The 17,262-nt window shown below is 43.6% G+C and carries 14 protein-coding genes, 1 tRNA gene and 2 pseudogenes; 4 read left to right on the top strand and 13 right to left on the bottom strand.

Annotated features, from left to right (window positions below; all coding sequences use genetic code 11):
• The first annotated feature begins 165 nt into the window (after window positions 1–165).
• Window positions 166–241: transfer RNA gene (locus PAG01S_RS05460), tRNA-Asn, on the top strand.
• Window positions 242–438: 197 nt separating this feature from the next.
• Window positions 439–1,591 (top strand): annotated as a pseudogene (locus tag PAG01S_RS22200) (IS3 family transposase).
• On the opposite strand, the pseudogene PAG01S_RS21550 reads toward PAG01S_RS22200, so the two are convergent.
• From PAG01S_RS21550 to PAG01S_RS05505, 9 genes and pseudogenes are all read right to left on the bottom strand, one after another.
• A pseudogene (locus tag PAG01S_RS21550) lies at window positions 1,566–1,811 on the bottom strand (ArdC-like ssDNA-binding domain-containing protein); the annotation flags it as partial. The pseudogenes PAG01S_RS22200 and PAG01S_RS21550 overlap by 26 nt on opposite strands.
• Window positions 1,812–2,330: 519 nt before the next feature.
• Window positions 2,331–2,555 (bottom strand): hypothetical protein, encoded by a 225-nt coding sequence (locus PAG01S_RS22205; RefSeq protein WP_152689869.1) that lies wholly within the window; start codon window positions 2,553–2,555, stop codon window positions 2,331–2,333.
• 68 nt (window positions 2,556–2,623) lie between these two features.
• Window positions 2,624–2,833: a hypothetical protein gene (locus tag PAG01S_RS05475; protein ID WP_140417639.1), complete on the bottom strand. Its 210-nt coding sequence runs from the start codon at window positions 2,831–2,833 to the stop codon at window positions 2,624–2,626.
• A 75-nt stretch (window positions 2,834–2,908) separates the two neighbouring features.
• Window positions 2,909–3,856 carry a hypothetical protein gene (locus PAG01S_RS05480; protein WP_062757939.1) on the bottom strand — a complete coding sequence of 316 codons (948 nt, stop codon included), beginning with the start codon at window positions 3,854–3,856 and terminating at the stop codon, window positions 2,909–2,911.
• Between the two features lie 12 nt (window positions 3,857–3,868).
• Window positions 3,869–6,064: a DEAD/DEAH box helicase gene (locus PAG01S_RS05485; RefSeq protein ID WP_062757941.1), complete on the bottom strand. Its 2,196-nt coding sequence runs from the start codon at window positions 6,062–6,064 to the stop codon at window positions 3,869–3,871.
• Complete coding sequence (locus PAG01S_RS05490) at window positions 6,061–7,506, bottom strand: HamA C-terminal domain-containing protein (protein WP_062757943.1); 1,446 nt, start codon at window positions 7,504–7,506, stop codon at window positions 6,061–6,063. Before PAG01S_RS05490 ends, PAG01S_RS05485 begins: the two co-directional genes overlap by 4 nt.
• The gene (locus PAG01S_RS05495; RefSeq protein WP_062757945.1) at window positions 7,503–8,639 is read right to left on the bottom strand and encodes an MBL fold metallo-hydrolase; all 1,137 of its coding nucleotides are present in this window, start codon (window positions 8,637–8,639) and stop codon (window positions 7,503–7,505) included. The genes PAG01S_RS05490 and PAG01S_RS05495 overlap by 4 nt, the downstream gene beginning before the upstream one ends.
• A 676-nt stretch (window positions 8,640–9,315) precedes the next feature.
• Complete coding sequence (locus PAG01S_RS05500; protein WP_245006260.1) at window positions 9,316–10,029, bottom strand: SMP-30/gluconolactonase/LRE family protein; 714 nt, start codon at window positions 10,027–10,029, stop codon at window positions 9,316–9,318.
• Window positions 9,993–10,859, bottom strand: a complete 867-nt coding sequence (locus PAG01S_RS05505) for an SDR family NAD(P)-dependent oxidoreductase (RefSeq protein ID WP_062757947.1) — start codon at window positions 10,857–10,859, stop codon at window positions 9,993–9,995. Before PAG01S_RS05505 ends, PAG01S_RS05500 begins: the two co-directional genes overlap by 37 nt.
• 142 nt (window positions 10,860–11,001) lie before the next feature.
• Between PAG01S_RS05505 and PAG01S_RS05510 the strand changes: the two genes are divergently transcribed.
• A complete protein-coding gene (locus tag PAG01S_RS05510; RefSeq protein WP_062757949.1) occupies window positions 11,002–11,901 on the top strand; it encodes a LysR family transcriptional regulator in 900 nt (299 codons plus the stop codon).
• Between the two features lie 204 nt (window positions 11,902–12,105).
• On the opposite strand, the gene proR is transcribed toward PAG01S_RS05510, so the two are convergent.
• The 3 genes from proR to PAG01S_RS05525 form a co-directional block, all read right to left on the bottom strand.
• On the bottom strand, window positions 12,106–12,408 hold the full coding sequence (gene proR, locus PAG01S_RS05515; RefSeq protein ID WP_010247918.1) for a transcriptional regulator ProR: 303 nt from the start codon (window positions 12,406–12,408) through the stop codon (window positions 12,106–12,108).
• A gap of 4 nt (window positions 12,409–12,412) precedes the next feature.
• Complete coding sequence (locus tag PAG01S_RS05520) at window positions 12,413–12,766, bottom strand: type II toxin-antitoxin system RelE/ParE family toxin (protein WP_010670918.1); 354 nt, start codon at window positions 12,764–12,766, stop codon at window positions 12,413–12,415.
• A 298-nt stretch (window positions 12,767–13,064) separates the two neighbouring features.
• Window positions 13,065–14,153 carry a YncE family protein gene (locus tag PAG01S_RS05525; protein ID WP_062758077.1) on the bottom strand — a complete coding sequence of 363 codons (1,089 nt, stop codon included), beginning with the start codon at window positions 14,151–14,153 and terminating at the stop codon, window positions 13,065–13,067.
• 395 nt (window positions 14,154–14,548) lie between these two features.
• On the opposite strand from PAG01S_RS05525, the gene fhuE reads away from it, so the two are divergent.
• On the top strand, window positions 14,549–16,711 hold the full coding sequence (fhuE, locus tag PAG01S_RS05530; RefSeq protein WP_073970650.1) for a ferric-rhodotorulic acid/ferric-coprogen receptor FhuE: 2,163 nt from the start codon (window positions 14,549–14,551) through the stop codon (window positions 16,709–16,711).
• Between the two features lie 76 nt (window positions 16,712–16,787).
• Here the strand turns inward: fhuE and PAG01S_RS05535 are convergent, their stop codons facing one another.
• Entirely contained in the window at window positions 16,788–17,189 is a 402-nt protein-coding gene (locus tag PAG01S_RS05535) for a cell envelope integrity TolA C-terminal domain-containing protein (RefSeq protein WP_010247930.1), read from the bottom strand.
• Window positions 17,190–17,262 lie beyond the last annotated feature (73 nt).

Below are 17,262 nucleotides of genomic sequence, written 5' to 3' on the forward strand. Positions count from 1 at the left end.
CGGAGAAATGCCCGCAAAGTGAGATCCTGTTGGCAGTTTGAAAATCCAGCAGAATCGGGTAAAAATCGCCAATCCGCTGCTTTTACGAGCATCTGAACGCAATTCGGTAAACAGGGCTTTGACAAGCGGGATCTGCGCCGCTAATATTCGCCCCGTTCAAGCGATTCCTCTGTAGTTCAGTCGGTAGAACGGCGGACTGTTAATCCGTATGTCACTGGTTCGAGTCCAGTCAGAGGAGCCAGAATTAGAAAAGCCCGCTCAGGGAAACCTGAGCGGGCTTTTTGCTTTTGTGTGATTGGTGAATCTCTGACGACTCAGAGTTTATCCATCAAATAGCGATGTGCTTTCGATGCTGTACTTGTAAGTATCCCGCATAATCGTGCCATTCACATTTAGAGATCCTCCGGCATAATCAATCTGCCAACGAAGGAGATCGCTATTCGTAAAGCCCGTTTTACTGAACATCAGATCATCGCTGTGATTAACTGGGTTGAAGCCGGACGAACCGTTAAAGATGTCTGCCGGGAGGCCGGTATCTCTGAGGCCACTTACTACAACTGGAAGTCCAGATACGGCGGCATGGAGGCTTCTGATATTAAAAATATCAGGGATCTTGAGGACGAGAACCGGCGTCTCAAACAGATGTTTGCTGACCTGAGACTTGAGAACCGGGCGCTGAAAGACGTTATCGAAAAAAAACTATAAAACCAGCCTTTAAGCGTGAGCTGGTCACTCATCTGATAACGACATTTGGACTCAGTATCCGTCAGGCCTGCCGGAGTCTGAACCTGAGCAGAACGGTTTACCATTACCGTCCGGATACCACGCGTGACGAACCCGTTATTGTCGCGTTGCAGGCAGTGGTCGAGCGATACCCACGATACGGTTTTCCGAAATTTTTTCAGGTTCTGAGGCGGCAGGGACACCCGTGGAATCACAAAAGGATCCACCGTATTTACTGCCTGCTGAAACTGAATTTTCGCCGTAAGGACAAACAGCGGTTGCCGGTGCGTAATCCCTCGCCACTGGCCACTCCGGAAACGCTGAACCAGAGCTGGTCTGTCGACTTTATGCATGATGCACTGGTCTGTGGCCGTCGTTTTCGCACGTTCTAGGTCGTTGATGACTTTAACCGTGAGGCGTTGTCGATTGAAATCGATCTGAATCTGCCAGCTCTGCGCGTGGTCCATGTGCTCGACAGGATCGCGGCAAACCGTGGTTATCCGGTCATGCTACGCATGGATAATGGTCCGGAATTTATCTCACTTGCACTGGCTGAATGGGCAGAGAAACATGCAGTAAAACTGGAGTTTATCCAGCCGGGTAAGCCTACACAGAATGCTTTTATTGAGCGCTTTAACCGGACATACCGTACAGAAATACTCGATTTTATCTGTTCAGAACGCTGAATGAAGTGCAGGAAATCACGGAAAGATGGGTGTCAGAATATAACTGTGAACGCCCGCATGAATTACTGAACAATATGACGCCGGAAGAATATCGACAGCACCATTATTTGGCCGGGATCTCAAAAAAATGCATGGAAATAAAACGGGTCTATTTACATAGGCTGCTCCGGTTGTGTAATTAGATGGCAAACCAGACATGCCCGATACGCGTAGCCACGGGCAGGACCACGGTTTTACACCGCTTTCAAGTGCTGCAATGATGCTGTCGGTAACAGTCTGATAAATATCCGTTCTGGTTTTAGAAAATTTCGTTTTTGTGGAGCCTGACGGGTCCAGCGGGGATACGCTGGTCGCCGCTGCGGCGTTAGGGGCGCTAGTCTGGGTATGCAGGGAAATCGTCATGGTTTTTTCTCCATCAGTGTGTGATTTTCGTCTTCGTATCGCCTGACGGTTCGCTTTCCCGGCATCATTCCGGCCAGCAAGGGCGCAGCATGCGTGCCATTCACCCTTGCGGGACGGGTTGTGTTGGGAAACGCTTAACCGGAAGCTGATACGAGAACAGAAATCACGCGGGAGAAAAATCTGACTCTGTATAGCCGGGCGTAGCGCCCCTTAGGCCGCAGCGGTGAAATGGGATTGGGGGTTCTGATTTAATCATATAAGAAGTGGCAATATGCTTATACGTCAGACTGAGGCTTCCGTTTACTTATTATTATCCATAACCGTTAGGGATCTGGATTGCATCCCTCGGTGTCATAAGTATGGCTCAGAGAACTTAGTATATGCTCTGCCAAACCGTTTTATTAGCGAGTTCAGTGACCGCCTGAGCGATCACCTTTAATACGAAAGAATTTACGCAGAATTATTTACAGGTTCAGGTATATATCTTTCCAAAGAATATTTACAACATCTTAAATAAAACTATGGATTTTCTGTTTTTCTAAAATCAACAACACCATCAATTAGATTTATTATGCATGCCTTAATTTTATCTTTGTGAGGCCCAGAATATTTTTCAAAATAAGTACTACTGCCATTAATTACAATAAACACTGCAAAAGGATACGATAAATGCTCACACATTAATGCCAAACTATAGTAATCAGCAACCGCCTGTTTCTCAGTTAAATTACCACCAAGTTTCAACTCTATGGCTATAAAATTTCCCTCACTGCGAGAGTTATGATCATTACTATCAAAAGGAACATGGATTATTATATCAGGGCGAATTCTAATCCCATGTTTTTCAATTTTTTTTGGTACTCCTGCTCAACAATTGCGCCATTAAGCTCTAAATCTGGCAATGTTTTATTCAATTCGGAAACAAGAGCGCCTTGATAACCTCTTTCTGATTCGTAAAAACGAGGATGAGTAATACCATTAATTGCCGTCTCTAATTTTGACATAAAAATATTTTCATTCACATTCATCTCTCCTCTATGAGTTAGATAAAACCATACCCAATTAAAAAAACAATAATTTATTTATAACCTGCCAGTTCAAAAAATAGCTGTTAACCTGGAGTTTTCATCTAGATCGGCTCTGAAAAGTCTCCATGTACTAGAGTCTATATTTTTAGCACAAAATTGCTCTGCAATATCAGAAAAACATTTTGCAACAAGCAATAAGTCATTGAGCATTTTTGTCACTTTTTCATCCTGAACATTGCCATAAGATAAAAATATTGAGTCACGCTCAAGCACCTTCCCTTTAAATCTGGTCAGGCATGACAAGAAACTGATTGTTAAATTACTCAAATGCGCATCCCTATACTCCTTGGCCTTATTAGTTCTAAAATTTAAAATATTTAGTGACATAAATAACTCACTTTCTAAAAGTTTATTTTTTTCACAATCAACATAATACTTAATAGTCCCACTTAAGTATGAAACCAATCCACCAAACGCTTGTTCATAATTACTAGCAAAACTATTCAACGTAAAAGAGTTTCCATTACGCAGAGATTCAATTTCATTTTTAACATTATGTTCAGTAAGATCTTTGATCTGTAGTCTGAAAGGCACCGGAATGAAGTCAAATTCTTCGACTAGTTCGAACCACAATTTTTCAAGTTGAATTTCATTTTGTGGGATGATTCCGGTGTTAGATATCACCATAGCTCTTATTGAATTTAGAATGCAATCATACCAAGCATATACACATAATTTGCACACATCACTGGGGAAAGTAATATTTTCAACTATTGTGTTTAATCCTACTAAGGAATGCTGTGCCATGAATAAGCATTCAAAAACTCTATTTTCATTTGAAACAGATAAAGAGTTAGCTTTTTCCTGTAACTCAGGAACAAACATACTCTCAACAGGATAAAAAACATTGCAATTTTGAGCAAGACAGTTTATCCAGTTAACTGTACCTAAAAATGCAAAATCCGGATTAAATGCATAATCCTCATCTGTTAGTCGAGTTTGAAGCCATTTTTTCATTAAGATATCCTTTTATAAAAAAACAATATTTTTTTCTAAAATTTTCAGCTCTAATTCACTTAATTTAAAATCATCAGAAAAACTGCAGGATTTTATTTTATCAATCGCCTCATCGAAACTATCAGAATCTTTAACCTTCCAAATTTTATTAGCTTTAAGAGATATAGAAATTGGTATACCATACTCTTCCAACGTCATAAGTGAAGGCGTGACATTTAAGCTTTCAACACGTAGTATAAAGGCTTTGTAATTCCCTGCTTTATATCCAAACTTACTAAAAACATATTCTTGAATGTTATTAATAGCATTAATGATCACAGGGTAGTAATGTCCAAGTATTTTACGTCTAAAATCAAAGTTTCTTAACACTGCATCATCTATTGTGAAACTATCATCATTTTCACTAAAGTATTCGTAATCCTGATCAATAATATCTTTTAACGTTTCATTTTTTAATATGGATACAATTTTTCTAGATAACTGAACATCACTTTTTACAGCGCCAGAAGCAAAGCTTTTTATATTAAAGTATTTCTCAGCCATTTTGTTTATATGATTCAATTGACCACTGTTTGGCATGTTATTCCAACACATTAACTTATGCCATGACTGAAAATTCTCCATTAAATCATTTGCGAATTCTAATTGTGACTCTGGAGGTACCCCTGAATTTTTAGTAATTACATCAATACTCAAAATATCCTGATCAAAATATTTATTAAGCCGACCCTTTATTTTTTCAGAGTAAGGTTCATCATAGTGAAGCAGCAACGAGTCGGGCACATTATCAGAATGTGAAATAATTGGTATATCAATTTGATTCAAACCATCTGTTGGTTTTTCACCGAAGAAAAATACATTTCCTACAAAATGTTCGAACATCCGGCCGCTTCTTCCAGCTATGTTATTATAAGTAAAAGAATCAAGCTGAACTCGTTTAGTTATGCAATCGTCATAAATTATGATATTTTTAGCATTAGTATTTACACCTTCAATTAAAGTTGAAGTGCAAACTAATACATTAATACGTTTTTCATTAAAAAGATCAACAAAAAGACTCGCAATGGAACGAGGTAGTTTAGCATGATGAGCACAAATGCCATGTTGTATTATCTTAGACTGAGACCAATCTGGATGAAAAGCCTCTTTAAGCCAATTTGATAGAGAATTGAGATCATGCTCTTTTTTTAGGGGAATAATTTCACTCAACAAATTAGCCAAAACACTGGCTCTTTTAGGCGATTTACAATAAATAATCGTTTGCTCTCCTGAAATATTATTCATTACCTTCTTTAAATACTCATTTCTCGTAACATCTCGCTCAGCATCATTTCCTGGAGGTATATTAAAGGTATACTCATTCGTTGCTACAGTAATAAAATTAGACTCATCAATGTATCTACATCCTAACTTAGATAATGTCAATGGATTAATATTTTTAATGTTAGGACCAAGCATATAAAAGAAACTACACAATGATAGTAATTTTTTAAATGCAATGTTTAGGCGTTCACTTCTGTAATCGTCCATACCTTGCGGCATCAATTTGTAAAACTCATCTACTACAAAAAAATCTATTACAGGAAACCCTTCCTTTTCAATTACCCGTTCTTGAGTATAGAGAAAAATATTATTCTTTCCATGACCTTGATTAACTTGGGTTATAATTTTATATTTCACTACAAACTCATCACTATCGACTGTGTACTTATGAAACTTCTTTTTAAGCTCATCAATAAGTGAAAGAGTGGGTACTACAATAACTATATTTGAAAGCGTTCTAGTTGCAATTAATGCCTCAACTAAAAGGGTTTTCCCAAAGCTTGTTGGTGCACTTAATATAACACTTTTTCGTTTCATCAATAACTGATATACGTCAAACTGCTTAATATGGAATAATTTACTCCCCCCTCCCTCATTAATTAAAGGCGATGTTACTATGCCTTCCGTTATTTTATCTTTGAAGTTATCATCGAATTTTTTATATGGGAAAAGCCCTCTAGCCTCAAGCAAATAATCTAAAATATGGCCATATCTTTTAAACTCTTCCCGATTTTCAAGACACCTTATAATTAAATCTTGGACATTCCTTTCACTACTATGAGTGTTATGTAGCTCAACTAGATTTAGAAGAAAACTCTGTGGTTCAATAGAACCAGAATTTAATTGCTCCCTTAAAACAACTTCTAATCCTTTTTCAATAATCATGATAATTCCTCAATAAAACTTTCTAATATCTGTTGAAATGAATCCAAAGGGAATGAGAAGAGCCTTATATCGACTTTATCAATAAATGAATGCCTATATTTTTCAGTAAAACCACTTTGAAGCTCTAAAATTTCCTTTTTAAAAGCATCAGTGAAAATTTCTTCATCGTTATAGTTTTTGACGATACTAGCTTCATAGCAAATAAAAACAGGCACTATGATTTTATCGACACGTTGGTCTAATGGTAATGAGTTGTCACCAAGTTTTTTTAATTTCTCAAATAACGGCCATTCTTTACTGACATCATTAATTATTAATTTAAACCTCTCTGAAATATTGTCAGCGGTTATTAGTTTTGATATCGTGTCATTAACATTAGATATGGCACCCGCTATGTTTTTCTCATACCCAGAAACACCAAGCCATAACTCTAATCTACCACTGTTTATCACTGCATGAGAGCAGCTAGGTATAAGTTCATTACCAACTGTAAATATCTTATTTATTACAGGTATGGTCTTGAAACTTTTTCGTATAGCTATATGTAATAAAAGGTCCAAGAACTCCTTTTCACTAACTTTAACAAAATGTTTTTCAGCAACTTTAACCGCGGCTCGCGTTCTATTCTCGTAATCTATTATTTTACTTGGTGATATCACATAATCAACAAGCCATTCAGATAATTCTTTCGAGAACTCACTTAAATTCCATCGATTAAAGGAAAACTGTACACTTAATCCTTTTGTAATTGGCGAGTTTGTGTTTATCTCACAGATAAGGTTAAATGGCTCTTTAGGACATTTGGGTGCTAAATAATCAACTTCTTCTTCCGAGATAAGAAAATAATCCTTACCTATATCCAATGATATTATCGGTATTATTTTCTCAAGTGATACACAATATAGTGTGTTATTTTTCTGCTGAAATAAAACAATACCTATTATGGTGCCTTTATATAAAAGTGGAGCGCCAGAGACACCAGAATAATTTGTAATGGTGTTTTTTTTACATTGCGTAATTTCATAGCAGTAGATTGACGTATCAATAGCTCTTAGATCAGTAACAATATCAGAGAAAAACAGAGAGGGGATATTTCCTTTCTCAGCAGCATAGCCGTTAACATAAACTTCAGCACCAACTGGAACTGCATAACCACCGAGACTTGGAGTTAATGATAAGCAATTCCATGGGCATGTGAAAATTGCAATATCTAGTTCAGGTCTATTTATTTTTAGCTCAACCACTTTTCCATTTGATTTCCCATAGTCATCAGGTGTCAAAAATATTCTAAAATCACACCTTGGAGATTCTTTTATAAAATGACTAGCAGTTAAGATATTTTCATTATCTAAATTAAATGACGTAGCTCGAGAAATAAGAAACCCTTCAGAATCAAACTGAGCGATTATATAGTAACTAGCGTTTTTATTTTCAAAACTCATATTTCTACTTCTCCGGAAAAATTAAATGAAACCGTTTTTCCCGGCATAGTACTTAACAAATCATAATCCAGATAATCATGCTGATGATTGAAGTGAAAAAAAACCTCCTGCTCTGTCGAATAATACACAATTCTTGCTAAAGCTTCCATGTCAGGATGCTTATGTAACTTTCCATCTGTGCATATTATATAATTCTTTGTTTTTACTCTTTTTATCAATTCTTTATTTATGTTTTTTTTACTACCATGATGAGAAATTTTTATTGCATCAACAGACAAGCAAGAAATAGCTTTATTATTCAACCAGTCTATCACTGTCTCACAGTTAGTATCACCAAGCATCATAATCTTTTTTCCTGAAAAATCAGCAAGCAGACAGATACTTGATCGATTTGCCAGCGAGTCATCAGTATGATAAGGAGAGTTTGCTAGTGCATCCAGATTTTTTCTGACACTATATGAAATATCCCCCGCGAAATCCTCATCACTACATATATTTGACACATACTTTTCAAAAGACTGAGCGTGTATTTTGTTTAATATACGATTAGAGATGCGTTGTCTTTGTAATTCATTATCCCAATCGTTCTTCATTTTATCAAGAACGGAAATACTAGGACCTATTACATCAATTTCCATCCCCGATAATGATAAGCCTGGTGTGGTTTCTCGACAAAACTTGCCATTAGTGCAACCACGGTTTATTGGGTAACCGAATTCTTTGAGAAGATAGGACAACCCTGTACCTTCACTATAGCCAATATTTTTTCCCTGAACACTAGTATCGAAGTAAGCGTTTAACCGCAAAAATTCATTCTGATTTGAAACATCATTGATGATTTTATCTTTTAAGATTTGTTCCACACCGTTATAGAATACATCTCCTATTTCAATAAGATTAGGTGCTGCGTGCTTCTCATTTTCTTGTATAAGTTTGATTATACCGCTAATATGATCGTTATCGATATGCGTAATAAATAAACCATCAATTTTTGGTAAGGTTAAAATTTCATTCTTCCATTCTTTGTAAGAAGAAGCTGTTCCACCATCGAAAAGGAAAAAACTCGTTTCTGATGAGATCAATATACAGTCACCATTACCAGATGGTAATAACCGAATCTTAAGAGGATGCATCAGAGTCCCTTCAAAATTTTTACATACTAAAAATTTAATCCAAAGTCACCTTCAAGTCATCCTAAAATTTCATTTTCAACCTCAAGCCAAAAAAACAAAAAACGTATAAATTCAATAGGTTGCGCATAAAACCATCAAAAATCAATCAAAAAAAGTCAACTTAGCAAATTGAAAAGGTTGATTAACATCACATTTCTTACTCACATCCACTCAGATAAGACATCGTTCGTCGCTTAATTCTGGCTTAAACCTAGCAACTCTCTCGCACTGACGTTATCACAACAATAGGTGGTCATTCTGGTGGTCTTGACAGACCTTGGATTAAGGTTTAGCTTACATATTAGCCACTTATTGGCTTAGGCGATCCCAGTCAGAGGAGCCAGAATTAGAAAAGCCCGCTCAGGGAAACCTGAGCGGGCTTTTTGCTTTTGATATGAGTTCAGGGACAGAGCACTGATGCCTGGGACAAGATGATTAGCTCATTGCATGCTATTTTCCGAACAGGCGCTCATTGCTTAAGTGCGCGCTTATAGTCGATCATCAGCAGAGCCCCTGAAAATGGCATCTTTTCTAAATGCTTTTCCGATAGCCCAAGTCGCGCTGACGTGACATACAGATAACGATTATCACCGGCAAAGGCACAACTTGTAGGGCGCTGGACGGGAAGATTAATGTATCACTCAATGACTCCTTCTGGCGATATCCGCGCGATGGCAGCTCCATCAAAGAGTACACTCAGTAGAAATCCATCCTGATCAACAATCAGTCCGTCGGGCTTACCCTTTTTGGGATCAATAGTGACAACTTCCCTTCGATTACTGACTTCACCTGAGCGGAGATCGTTGTCATAGCCGTAAATAATCCCACGTCGGGAATCTGTGACGTAGAGTATTTTCCAGTCTGGACTCCAGCACATTCCATTGATAAGCGTGAAACCCGAATCGACAATGTGCCATTTGCCGTCTGGATCAAGACGATAAAGATAGCCTGACCCCTGTTTCAGCTCTTCATCTATCAGGCCAACCCACAGGCGGCCGGATGAGTCCAGGCGCGCATCATTAAGACGAAAGCCCTCTTGTGCGTGTGGCGCAGTGGCGATTCTTTGTCTCTTACCTGCTCTGTCAATTAATTCTATATGGCAACCAATGCCAACGAGTAACTCACCCGTATTTTTCTCCACAACAAAGCCCAGCGGGCCAGGCATGGAATATTCAACATTCCGGCCCGTTGCGGGATCAAAAAAATTAAGAGAAGCACCTGAGGTATCAACCCATAAAAGCCTGGCTCTTGACCGGCTCCAGACCGGAGATTCACCCAGTAGAGCCTTGCCTGAAAATATCACTGATATGCCATTCACTTTCGTGGTTCCACATTCGTAATAGCGATCCACGGCCAGTTCTCCGCAACCTCCTGAGCAGTTAATGCCCGGACAGCGCGAAGATTTCGTGGATAGTCCACATTTGTGGCCTCAATCATTTTGGTCGCATGGAACTGCCCATTCGCGGCACGAAGTATCCATCCCCCTTCTGTGCACGCTGAAGAGGCAAGATAGGCTACACCCGGAGCCACCTCTGAGGGATGCAATTCGGCAGGTTCTCCCTCGATACCCCACATACGTGTCTGAGCGACGGGGGATATCGCATTGACGACAATGCCATCGCTTTTGCCTTCAGAAGCCAGGACATTCGTAAGCCCTATTACCGCCATCTTAGCTGCGGCATAAGAGGTAAGACCCTTTTGAACATATTGCGGATAGAGCGCCCGGCAAGAGGTCGTCATAATGATGCGGCCATAACCCGCAGCTTTCATCGCAGGCCAGGCGGCCTGCGCGAGCCAAAGAGGTGCTTTGGCAGCAATAGCCATCATATGGTCAAAAGCACTTTCCTCAATCAACTCGATATTCTGGTAAGCGACCCAACCCGCATTGTGGATTAGGGCATCCAGTTGACCAGCGACTTTAAGGGCGTCTGTGCAAAGTTTGTGGCAGCCCTCGCGTGAGGCCAGTTCTCCCGGGATCGCATGTACATTCAGCCCTTCCAGACGAAGTCTCTCTGCCGCCCGTTCTGCAATCTGAAGATCGACACCATCACCCTCAGCATTGGCACCACTATCGTGAATCAAAACCATTGCGCCGAGCTGACCAATACACCGGGCATATGCGAAGCCCAGTCCGCGTCCCGCACCGGTAATAAGTATTACCTGACCTTTAAAATCCACCATTTCGCTCTCGTCGTTTCCAGTAACTTATCGAGAAAACAACGTAGCTCGAAGCCTTTGATATATAAAATACTATTTATAGTGTCTGATAATACTTTAATTGTATCGTAAGCAGATTGATCCATTAACAAGCGGGAAGGCGGATATGACGACAGATAGTCGGGCACGGATCACTTTACGAAGAATGGAGCAATTCATTGCTGTCGCAGAGGAATTACATTTCCACCGGGCCGCAGAACGACTGAACATGTCGCAGCCTCCACTGACCAGTGCCATACAAAAGCTGGAGGAGGACCTTGGCGTCACGCTTATCGAGCGCGGTAATCGTGTACTTGGCCTGACTCTCGCGGGAGAAACATTTGTTAGTGAGGCACGTGAAACCCTTCGGCAGGCTGAAAAAGCCATCATTTCTACTGTTGATGTGGCTGAAGGACGAACCGGTGTTTTACGCCTGGGTTATGTGGGAAGCGCACTTTATGGTCGGTTGCCTGACGTTATTCGTAAATTCCGGGCAAGCCATCCGAAGGTACGACTTGAACTGCGAGAAGCAACAACCACGGCACAGATTACTGCTCTGCGTGATGGGATGTTAGATATAGGCATTCTGATCCCCCCTCTTGAGCAGGCTGAGGATGTCGAACTGGCACTTTTCGACAGAGATCGTCTGTGTATGGCGATCCCCAAAGATCATCCTTTGAGTAAGCGGTCAGAACTGACGCTTGCCGATCTTGCCGATGAACCCTTTATTTTGTGGCCAATGGTTGAGGGCCGCAGCTTTCATCTGCAAGTTATACGCCTGTGTGCTAAAGCAGGCTTTGTGCCCACGATTACTCAGGAAGCACATGGGATGCATGCAGTGCTGTCATTGGTCTCGGTTGGGGGAGGCGTATCTGTCATTCCTCAAAGTATGAGTGGCTTTCGTGGAGACCAGATTAGCTATCATCCTTTATCAGACCCTGAAACTGAATTCGATCTCGTCATAGGCTATCGCCAGCTGTCTCCATCTGCACGTGCCTTCGTTCTCTCTACCGTAAAAAAGGGATAAGGCTTTTCGCATTCAGAATGAATTCTTTCTTGCCATCGCAATATTAAGAGATTGGGGAAAATATGAATGCAGGAATGTCCGCTTCGGAAAAAGAGCAGCGTGTCAGATGAGCCAGAATTAGAAAAGCCCGCTCAGGGAAACCTGAGCGGGCTTTTTGCTTTTATGTTTTCGGTCACTACGGCATGACATCCCCGTCTGAATGGCTTACACCTCAAACCCGTAGTGCGAGCCGTCCGGCAGTTCCACCACCAGCCGCAGCTTACCCCCTGCCGCATCGATATAGCGCTTGAGCGTGGAGAGCTTCAGATCGCGGCCCGGCTTCTCCATACCCGCCACGGTAGGCTGTGTAATGCCCAGCGCCTTTGCCATTTCGACCTGTGTTTTCTGCACTTTCTCGCGCAGCTCGGCAAGGTGAATGTTGAGCAGGATATCCGTCGCCATCGCTTGTGCGTCGGCAACGACTTCCGGTTTTTCATCCGCAATAAGCTGTTCAAGCGTTCTGCCCATCTGGTTACTCCTCATCTTTAAAACTATTCAGCCAGTGTGTAAATTCCCGATCGGCAACCGGAAGCATCTCCTGATAAAAACGCTTTTCATTGCCCACCTTATTTCCGGCACAAAGCACAATCGCCGTTCGGTTTGGGTCAAAAGCAAAGAAAGCCCTTATCGGATCGCCGCGACTCTGAATACGCAGCTCTTTCATGTTGATATAAACAGAGCCTTTTAGCGTATCCGCGTATGGCCTGGACAACCCCGGCCCTTTTTCGCGCAACACCATTAATGCTGCCAGTACGCAGGCGCGATCGCTCTCATTAAGCAAGGTAAACCAGCGATCAAACCTCTCCGTCGTTTTAATCATCCACACGGGATCTCCTTATTAATATAGGTTAAATACTATATAGGTGTAAAGCGATAATCGAGTGTGATGCAGGGAGATTTCAGATGCCTGTGCTTTTAGTGCAAAGTGAGAGAAGCGTTCAGTCGGGTCAGTGATGAATCCACACAACCTTCATCGTTTTGCGAGCTGTACCGGATTGGTTATGGAGTGAGATGCTGTGGGGCATTGTTATTAATAAGAAAGCCCGCTCAGGCTTCCCTGAGCGGGCTTTCACTTTGTTCGCATCGCTTCCCTGCCAATGCAGAGTGACGCTTTTAGCGCGTGATTACGGCAGCGCGATACGGGCAATCTCGTCAGTGCCTTTGGTGGAGGAATCTTTGTTGAATTCCGCCTTAAGCGTGACATAGAGCGTATTGTTGTCCGGGCCAATCAGCAGGCTGTTTGGGTTCTTGTCAAACGACCAGCTGTTTTTCACCGCGTAGGTGGTGGCATCCAGTTGCAGCACTTTCTTCGATTCGCGCTGGCTGATGTAAAGCTCATTGCGTTTAGCGTTGAACTTGATGCCCATCGCATCGCCTTCGATACGCTTGATCACTTTGCCGGTGCGCTCATCAAAGATCAGCGCGGTTTTGCCTTTGGAGTCGTCAGTAACAAACAGGCGACCGGTAGCAGGATCTTCCGCCATGTTCAGGAACAGATACTCTTTGCCATCGCCTGCGGTCCAGCGCTTCTCGATTTTATGGCTACGTGGATTAATCACCAGAATTTCACCCGAGCCGTTAGCCGCATAAATGCGCTCAGTCAGCGGGGAATAGATGATACCGGTGACCCATTTCCCGGCGTTTTTAATCTCGGTTTTCAGCTTAAAGGTTCGGGTATCTACGACGGAGATATAGCCCGGTTCGGCTACGCGACCGACATAGAGCTCGTTGCCGTGCCACAGGACTTCACGCGCACCCGCCGGATAGCCCTCTTTACTGATCTTGCCCGGGAACACCAGACGCTGCAGCACTTTGCCACTCTGGGCATCCACTTTGGAGATCGCGCCATCCAGTGAGTTGGTGGTGTAGAACACCTGACCGTTTTCATCGATAGCGGTACCGAAGTTTTTCATGTCGGTATGCGTTTCGCCTTTGGTCGTCAGCTTGGCCGGATCGAGACGATAGATCATGCCGCCGTTCACATCCTTAAACGCCTGCGCGCTGGCGACAAACAACGCTTTTGACGTAGGGGAGTAAGCCATTTCGTACAGACCATCACCCAGAGCGCGTTGTATCACTGCGGTATTAACCGGTTTTGGGGCTTCAGCGGCAGGCGCATCGGCTTTTTTAGCTGGTGCCTGACACGCTGTCAGGCTAAAGGCAGCGGCAACTGCCATGGCAACAGCGGCTTTGCGCGGGCTTAACGATTTCATGCTGAACTCCGTCAGGAAATAAAGAATGAGAATCATACGCATTAACAGCCAGTAATCAAATGTCGACGCTGCTATCCAGACCTGTCCGGTCATTTTACCCGCGTTAAACCGCTTAACTGCCCCGTTAAATTCCACCTGAATGCCCTTTTTCTGCTTTCAAATCTGATAAACACCAGCAACTAAAAGGCTTTAAATTTTCCTATCACATTGAATTATAAATAATTAACATAAAGTTACACTTTCGATTGAATCCTTTGAAGAATATATAAAGCAAATGATTATCATTGGCGTTCTCACAACTGGCTGAGCGTCTTTCTCCAGAAGATGAGTGGATAAAAAATAACAACCAAAGACACAACGGTTTAACTCAATACCAATTTTTAATGGAAAATTTTATGGCTCGTAGTGGCAGGGAATCAGGTTTCAGAAACAGCTTTAGCGTCTCATTACTGACACTGGCGATACACGCTCTCTTCCACCCCGCCCTGGCGGCGGCGGAGACATCGCAGGATATGGTGGTCAGCGCCACGACTGACGAAACCAGTGACAGCGGTAAGCAGAATTACGCGGTGCAGACCACCCGTGCGGGCACCAAATTAATGCTGACACCGCGAGATGTGCCTCAGTCACTCAGCGTGGTGACGCAGCAGCGAATGCAGGATCAGGATCTGCAATCGGTTAATGATGTGCTGACCAACGCCACCGGTATCTCCACCAATCTTATCGACAGTGAACGCTCCGAGTACTATTCACGCGGCTTCAAAGTCAGCAACTTCACTTTCGATGGCATTCCGACCTCGGTTAACGATACATGGAATTACGGCGACGCGGCGTCCGACACGGCAATCTATGACCGTATTGAAATCGTGCGCGGTGCGACCGGCCTGATGACCGGAGCGGGCAGCCCTTCGGCCTCGATCAATATGGTGCGTAAACATGCTGACAGCAAAACCGCGACCGGCACGCTGAGTGCCAGCTATGGCAGCTGGAACAAGCAGCGCTACGTGGCGGATCTCTCTGCCCCGCTTAACAGCGATGGCAGCCTGCGCGGCCGCGTGGTGACCGGTTATACCGATCAGGAGAGCTGGCTGGATCGCTATCAAAAAACCAAAAAATTCATCTATGGCGTGATTGATGCGGACCTTACCGAGAAGACGACGCTGTCACTGGGCTACGACTATGAAGATGACAACACCGGCAATCCAACCTGGGGTGGCCTGCCGATGTTTTACAGTAATAACGCCACGACACATTACGACCGCAGCCTGAATTCATCAGCTAACTGGGCGCGTTACAACACTAACTCGCGCAAAGTTTTTGCGGATATCGACCATAACTTCGATAACGGCTGGAATATTCATATCAACGGCACGCACGCCGAGAATACCTTCAGCGATAAGCTGCTCTATGTGATGGGCAATCCCGATCAGGAGAGCGGTGAAGGCACTACCGGTTATGGCAGTATGGATCGCGGCAAGCGTAAAATGGATTCAATCGATGGCTTTGCCAGCGGCCCGTTTGAACTGCTGGGTCGTCAGCACCTGTTGATGGCCGGGGCAAGCTACAGCCGCCAGCATAATGCCGCCTACAGCCAGGATGGATTCAGCGATGCGGAGGCGGGTGAAATCACTGCCGCCGATATGGGAATTTTCAATAATAGCTGGACCGGTAACGTTGCGGAGCCTGAATGGCAGGGCTGGTATCTCAACGATGATGACACTGTTCGTCAGAAATCAGTCTATAGCGCTGCACGTCTGTCGCTGGCCGATCCGCTATCGCTGATTATTGGCGCTCGCTATACCCAATGGAGCACCCATGGCAGCAGCGGAGAGATGACCAAAAATAACACCACGCCTTATGCAGGGCTTGTGTATGACATTAATGACACCTGGTCCGCCTATGGCAGCTACACCGCCATTTTCCTGCCGCAGACTTATCGCGATACTCACGGCAGTTACCTCTCACCGGTGACAGGTAAAAGTTACGAGACCGGTCTGAAATCCGCCTGGAACGATGGCCTGCTGACCGCCAGCGTAGCAATTTTCCGCATCGAGCAGGATAACGTCGGACAGGCGATTGATGGCGTTTATCTGAGCGGCAATGAGCAGGCCTATGACGCCGCCAAAGGTGCAGTGAGTAAGGGTGCCGAGTTCGAGCTGAATGGCGCGCTGACCGATAATCTGCAGCTGACCTTTGGCGCAACCCGCTATGTGGCACGCGATAAAAGTGGCCGGTTCAACAGCTATCAGCCGCAAACCTCATTCAAGCTTTTCACCCGTTATCAGTTAGCCGCGATCCCCGAGCTCTCCGTTGGGGGCGGAATTAACTGGCAGAACCGGGTGTTTAAAGATGTGACCAATGCCAGCGGCGACAGCGTTCGGGTTTATCAGGGCAGCTACCCGCTGGCCTCGTTGTTTGCCCGCTATCAGGTGAATAAGCAGGTTGCCGTACAGGCCAACGTCGATAATCTCTTTGACCGTGAATATTACAGCTATATGAACAGCTACGTTTACGGTGAGCCACGTAACGTGAATATCAGCGTGTCTTATCAGTTCTGATAATGGTGAGCTGAGAGGCCAGACAGCCCGCGATTGCGGGCTGTCTGGTGGGCTGATTTAACGGGCATGATGCGTGTCAGGGCTGTCCTTCCATATTCCAGCGCGCTGATCCCATCACATCGAAAACATGCTGGTCGGTGAAAGCCGGAAATCTGGCGCGTTTTGCCGCCACTTTGAGCGCGTTGCAATAATCTTTATCGCCCCCTTTGATAATAAAATTATCCAGGGTGCCATCAATTTTGAAATCCAGATGGGCATTACAGCGTTTCCCCTTCCAGGCGTGCGGCTCTGATAGTGCAGCATCCAGCGCTTTTTTTATGCCAGATGCCTGCTGACCATAGATATCGTTGTCCCCGACTTTTCCTGAACGGTTATAGCTGCAGGTTTCGAGTGCGCTTTTTTTAATGCATTCGTGTGGAGTGAGAGGCGCACAACCGGCTAACAGGGCACAGCAGAAAATGGGAATGATCTTTTTCATGGATAAGTCCTTTTAGGTGAAAAGGGAACGGCGTCCTGCTCCCTGGTTATTCTGATATCAGGCTAAGCTAAAC

It is taken from the genome of Pantoea agglomerans NBRC 102470 (assembly GCF_001598475.1).
Lineage (GTDB): Bacteria > Pseudomonadota > Gammaproteobacteria > Enterobacterales > Enterobacteriaceae > Pantoea > Pantoea agglomerans.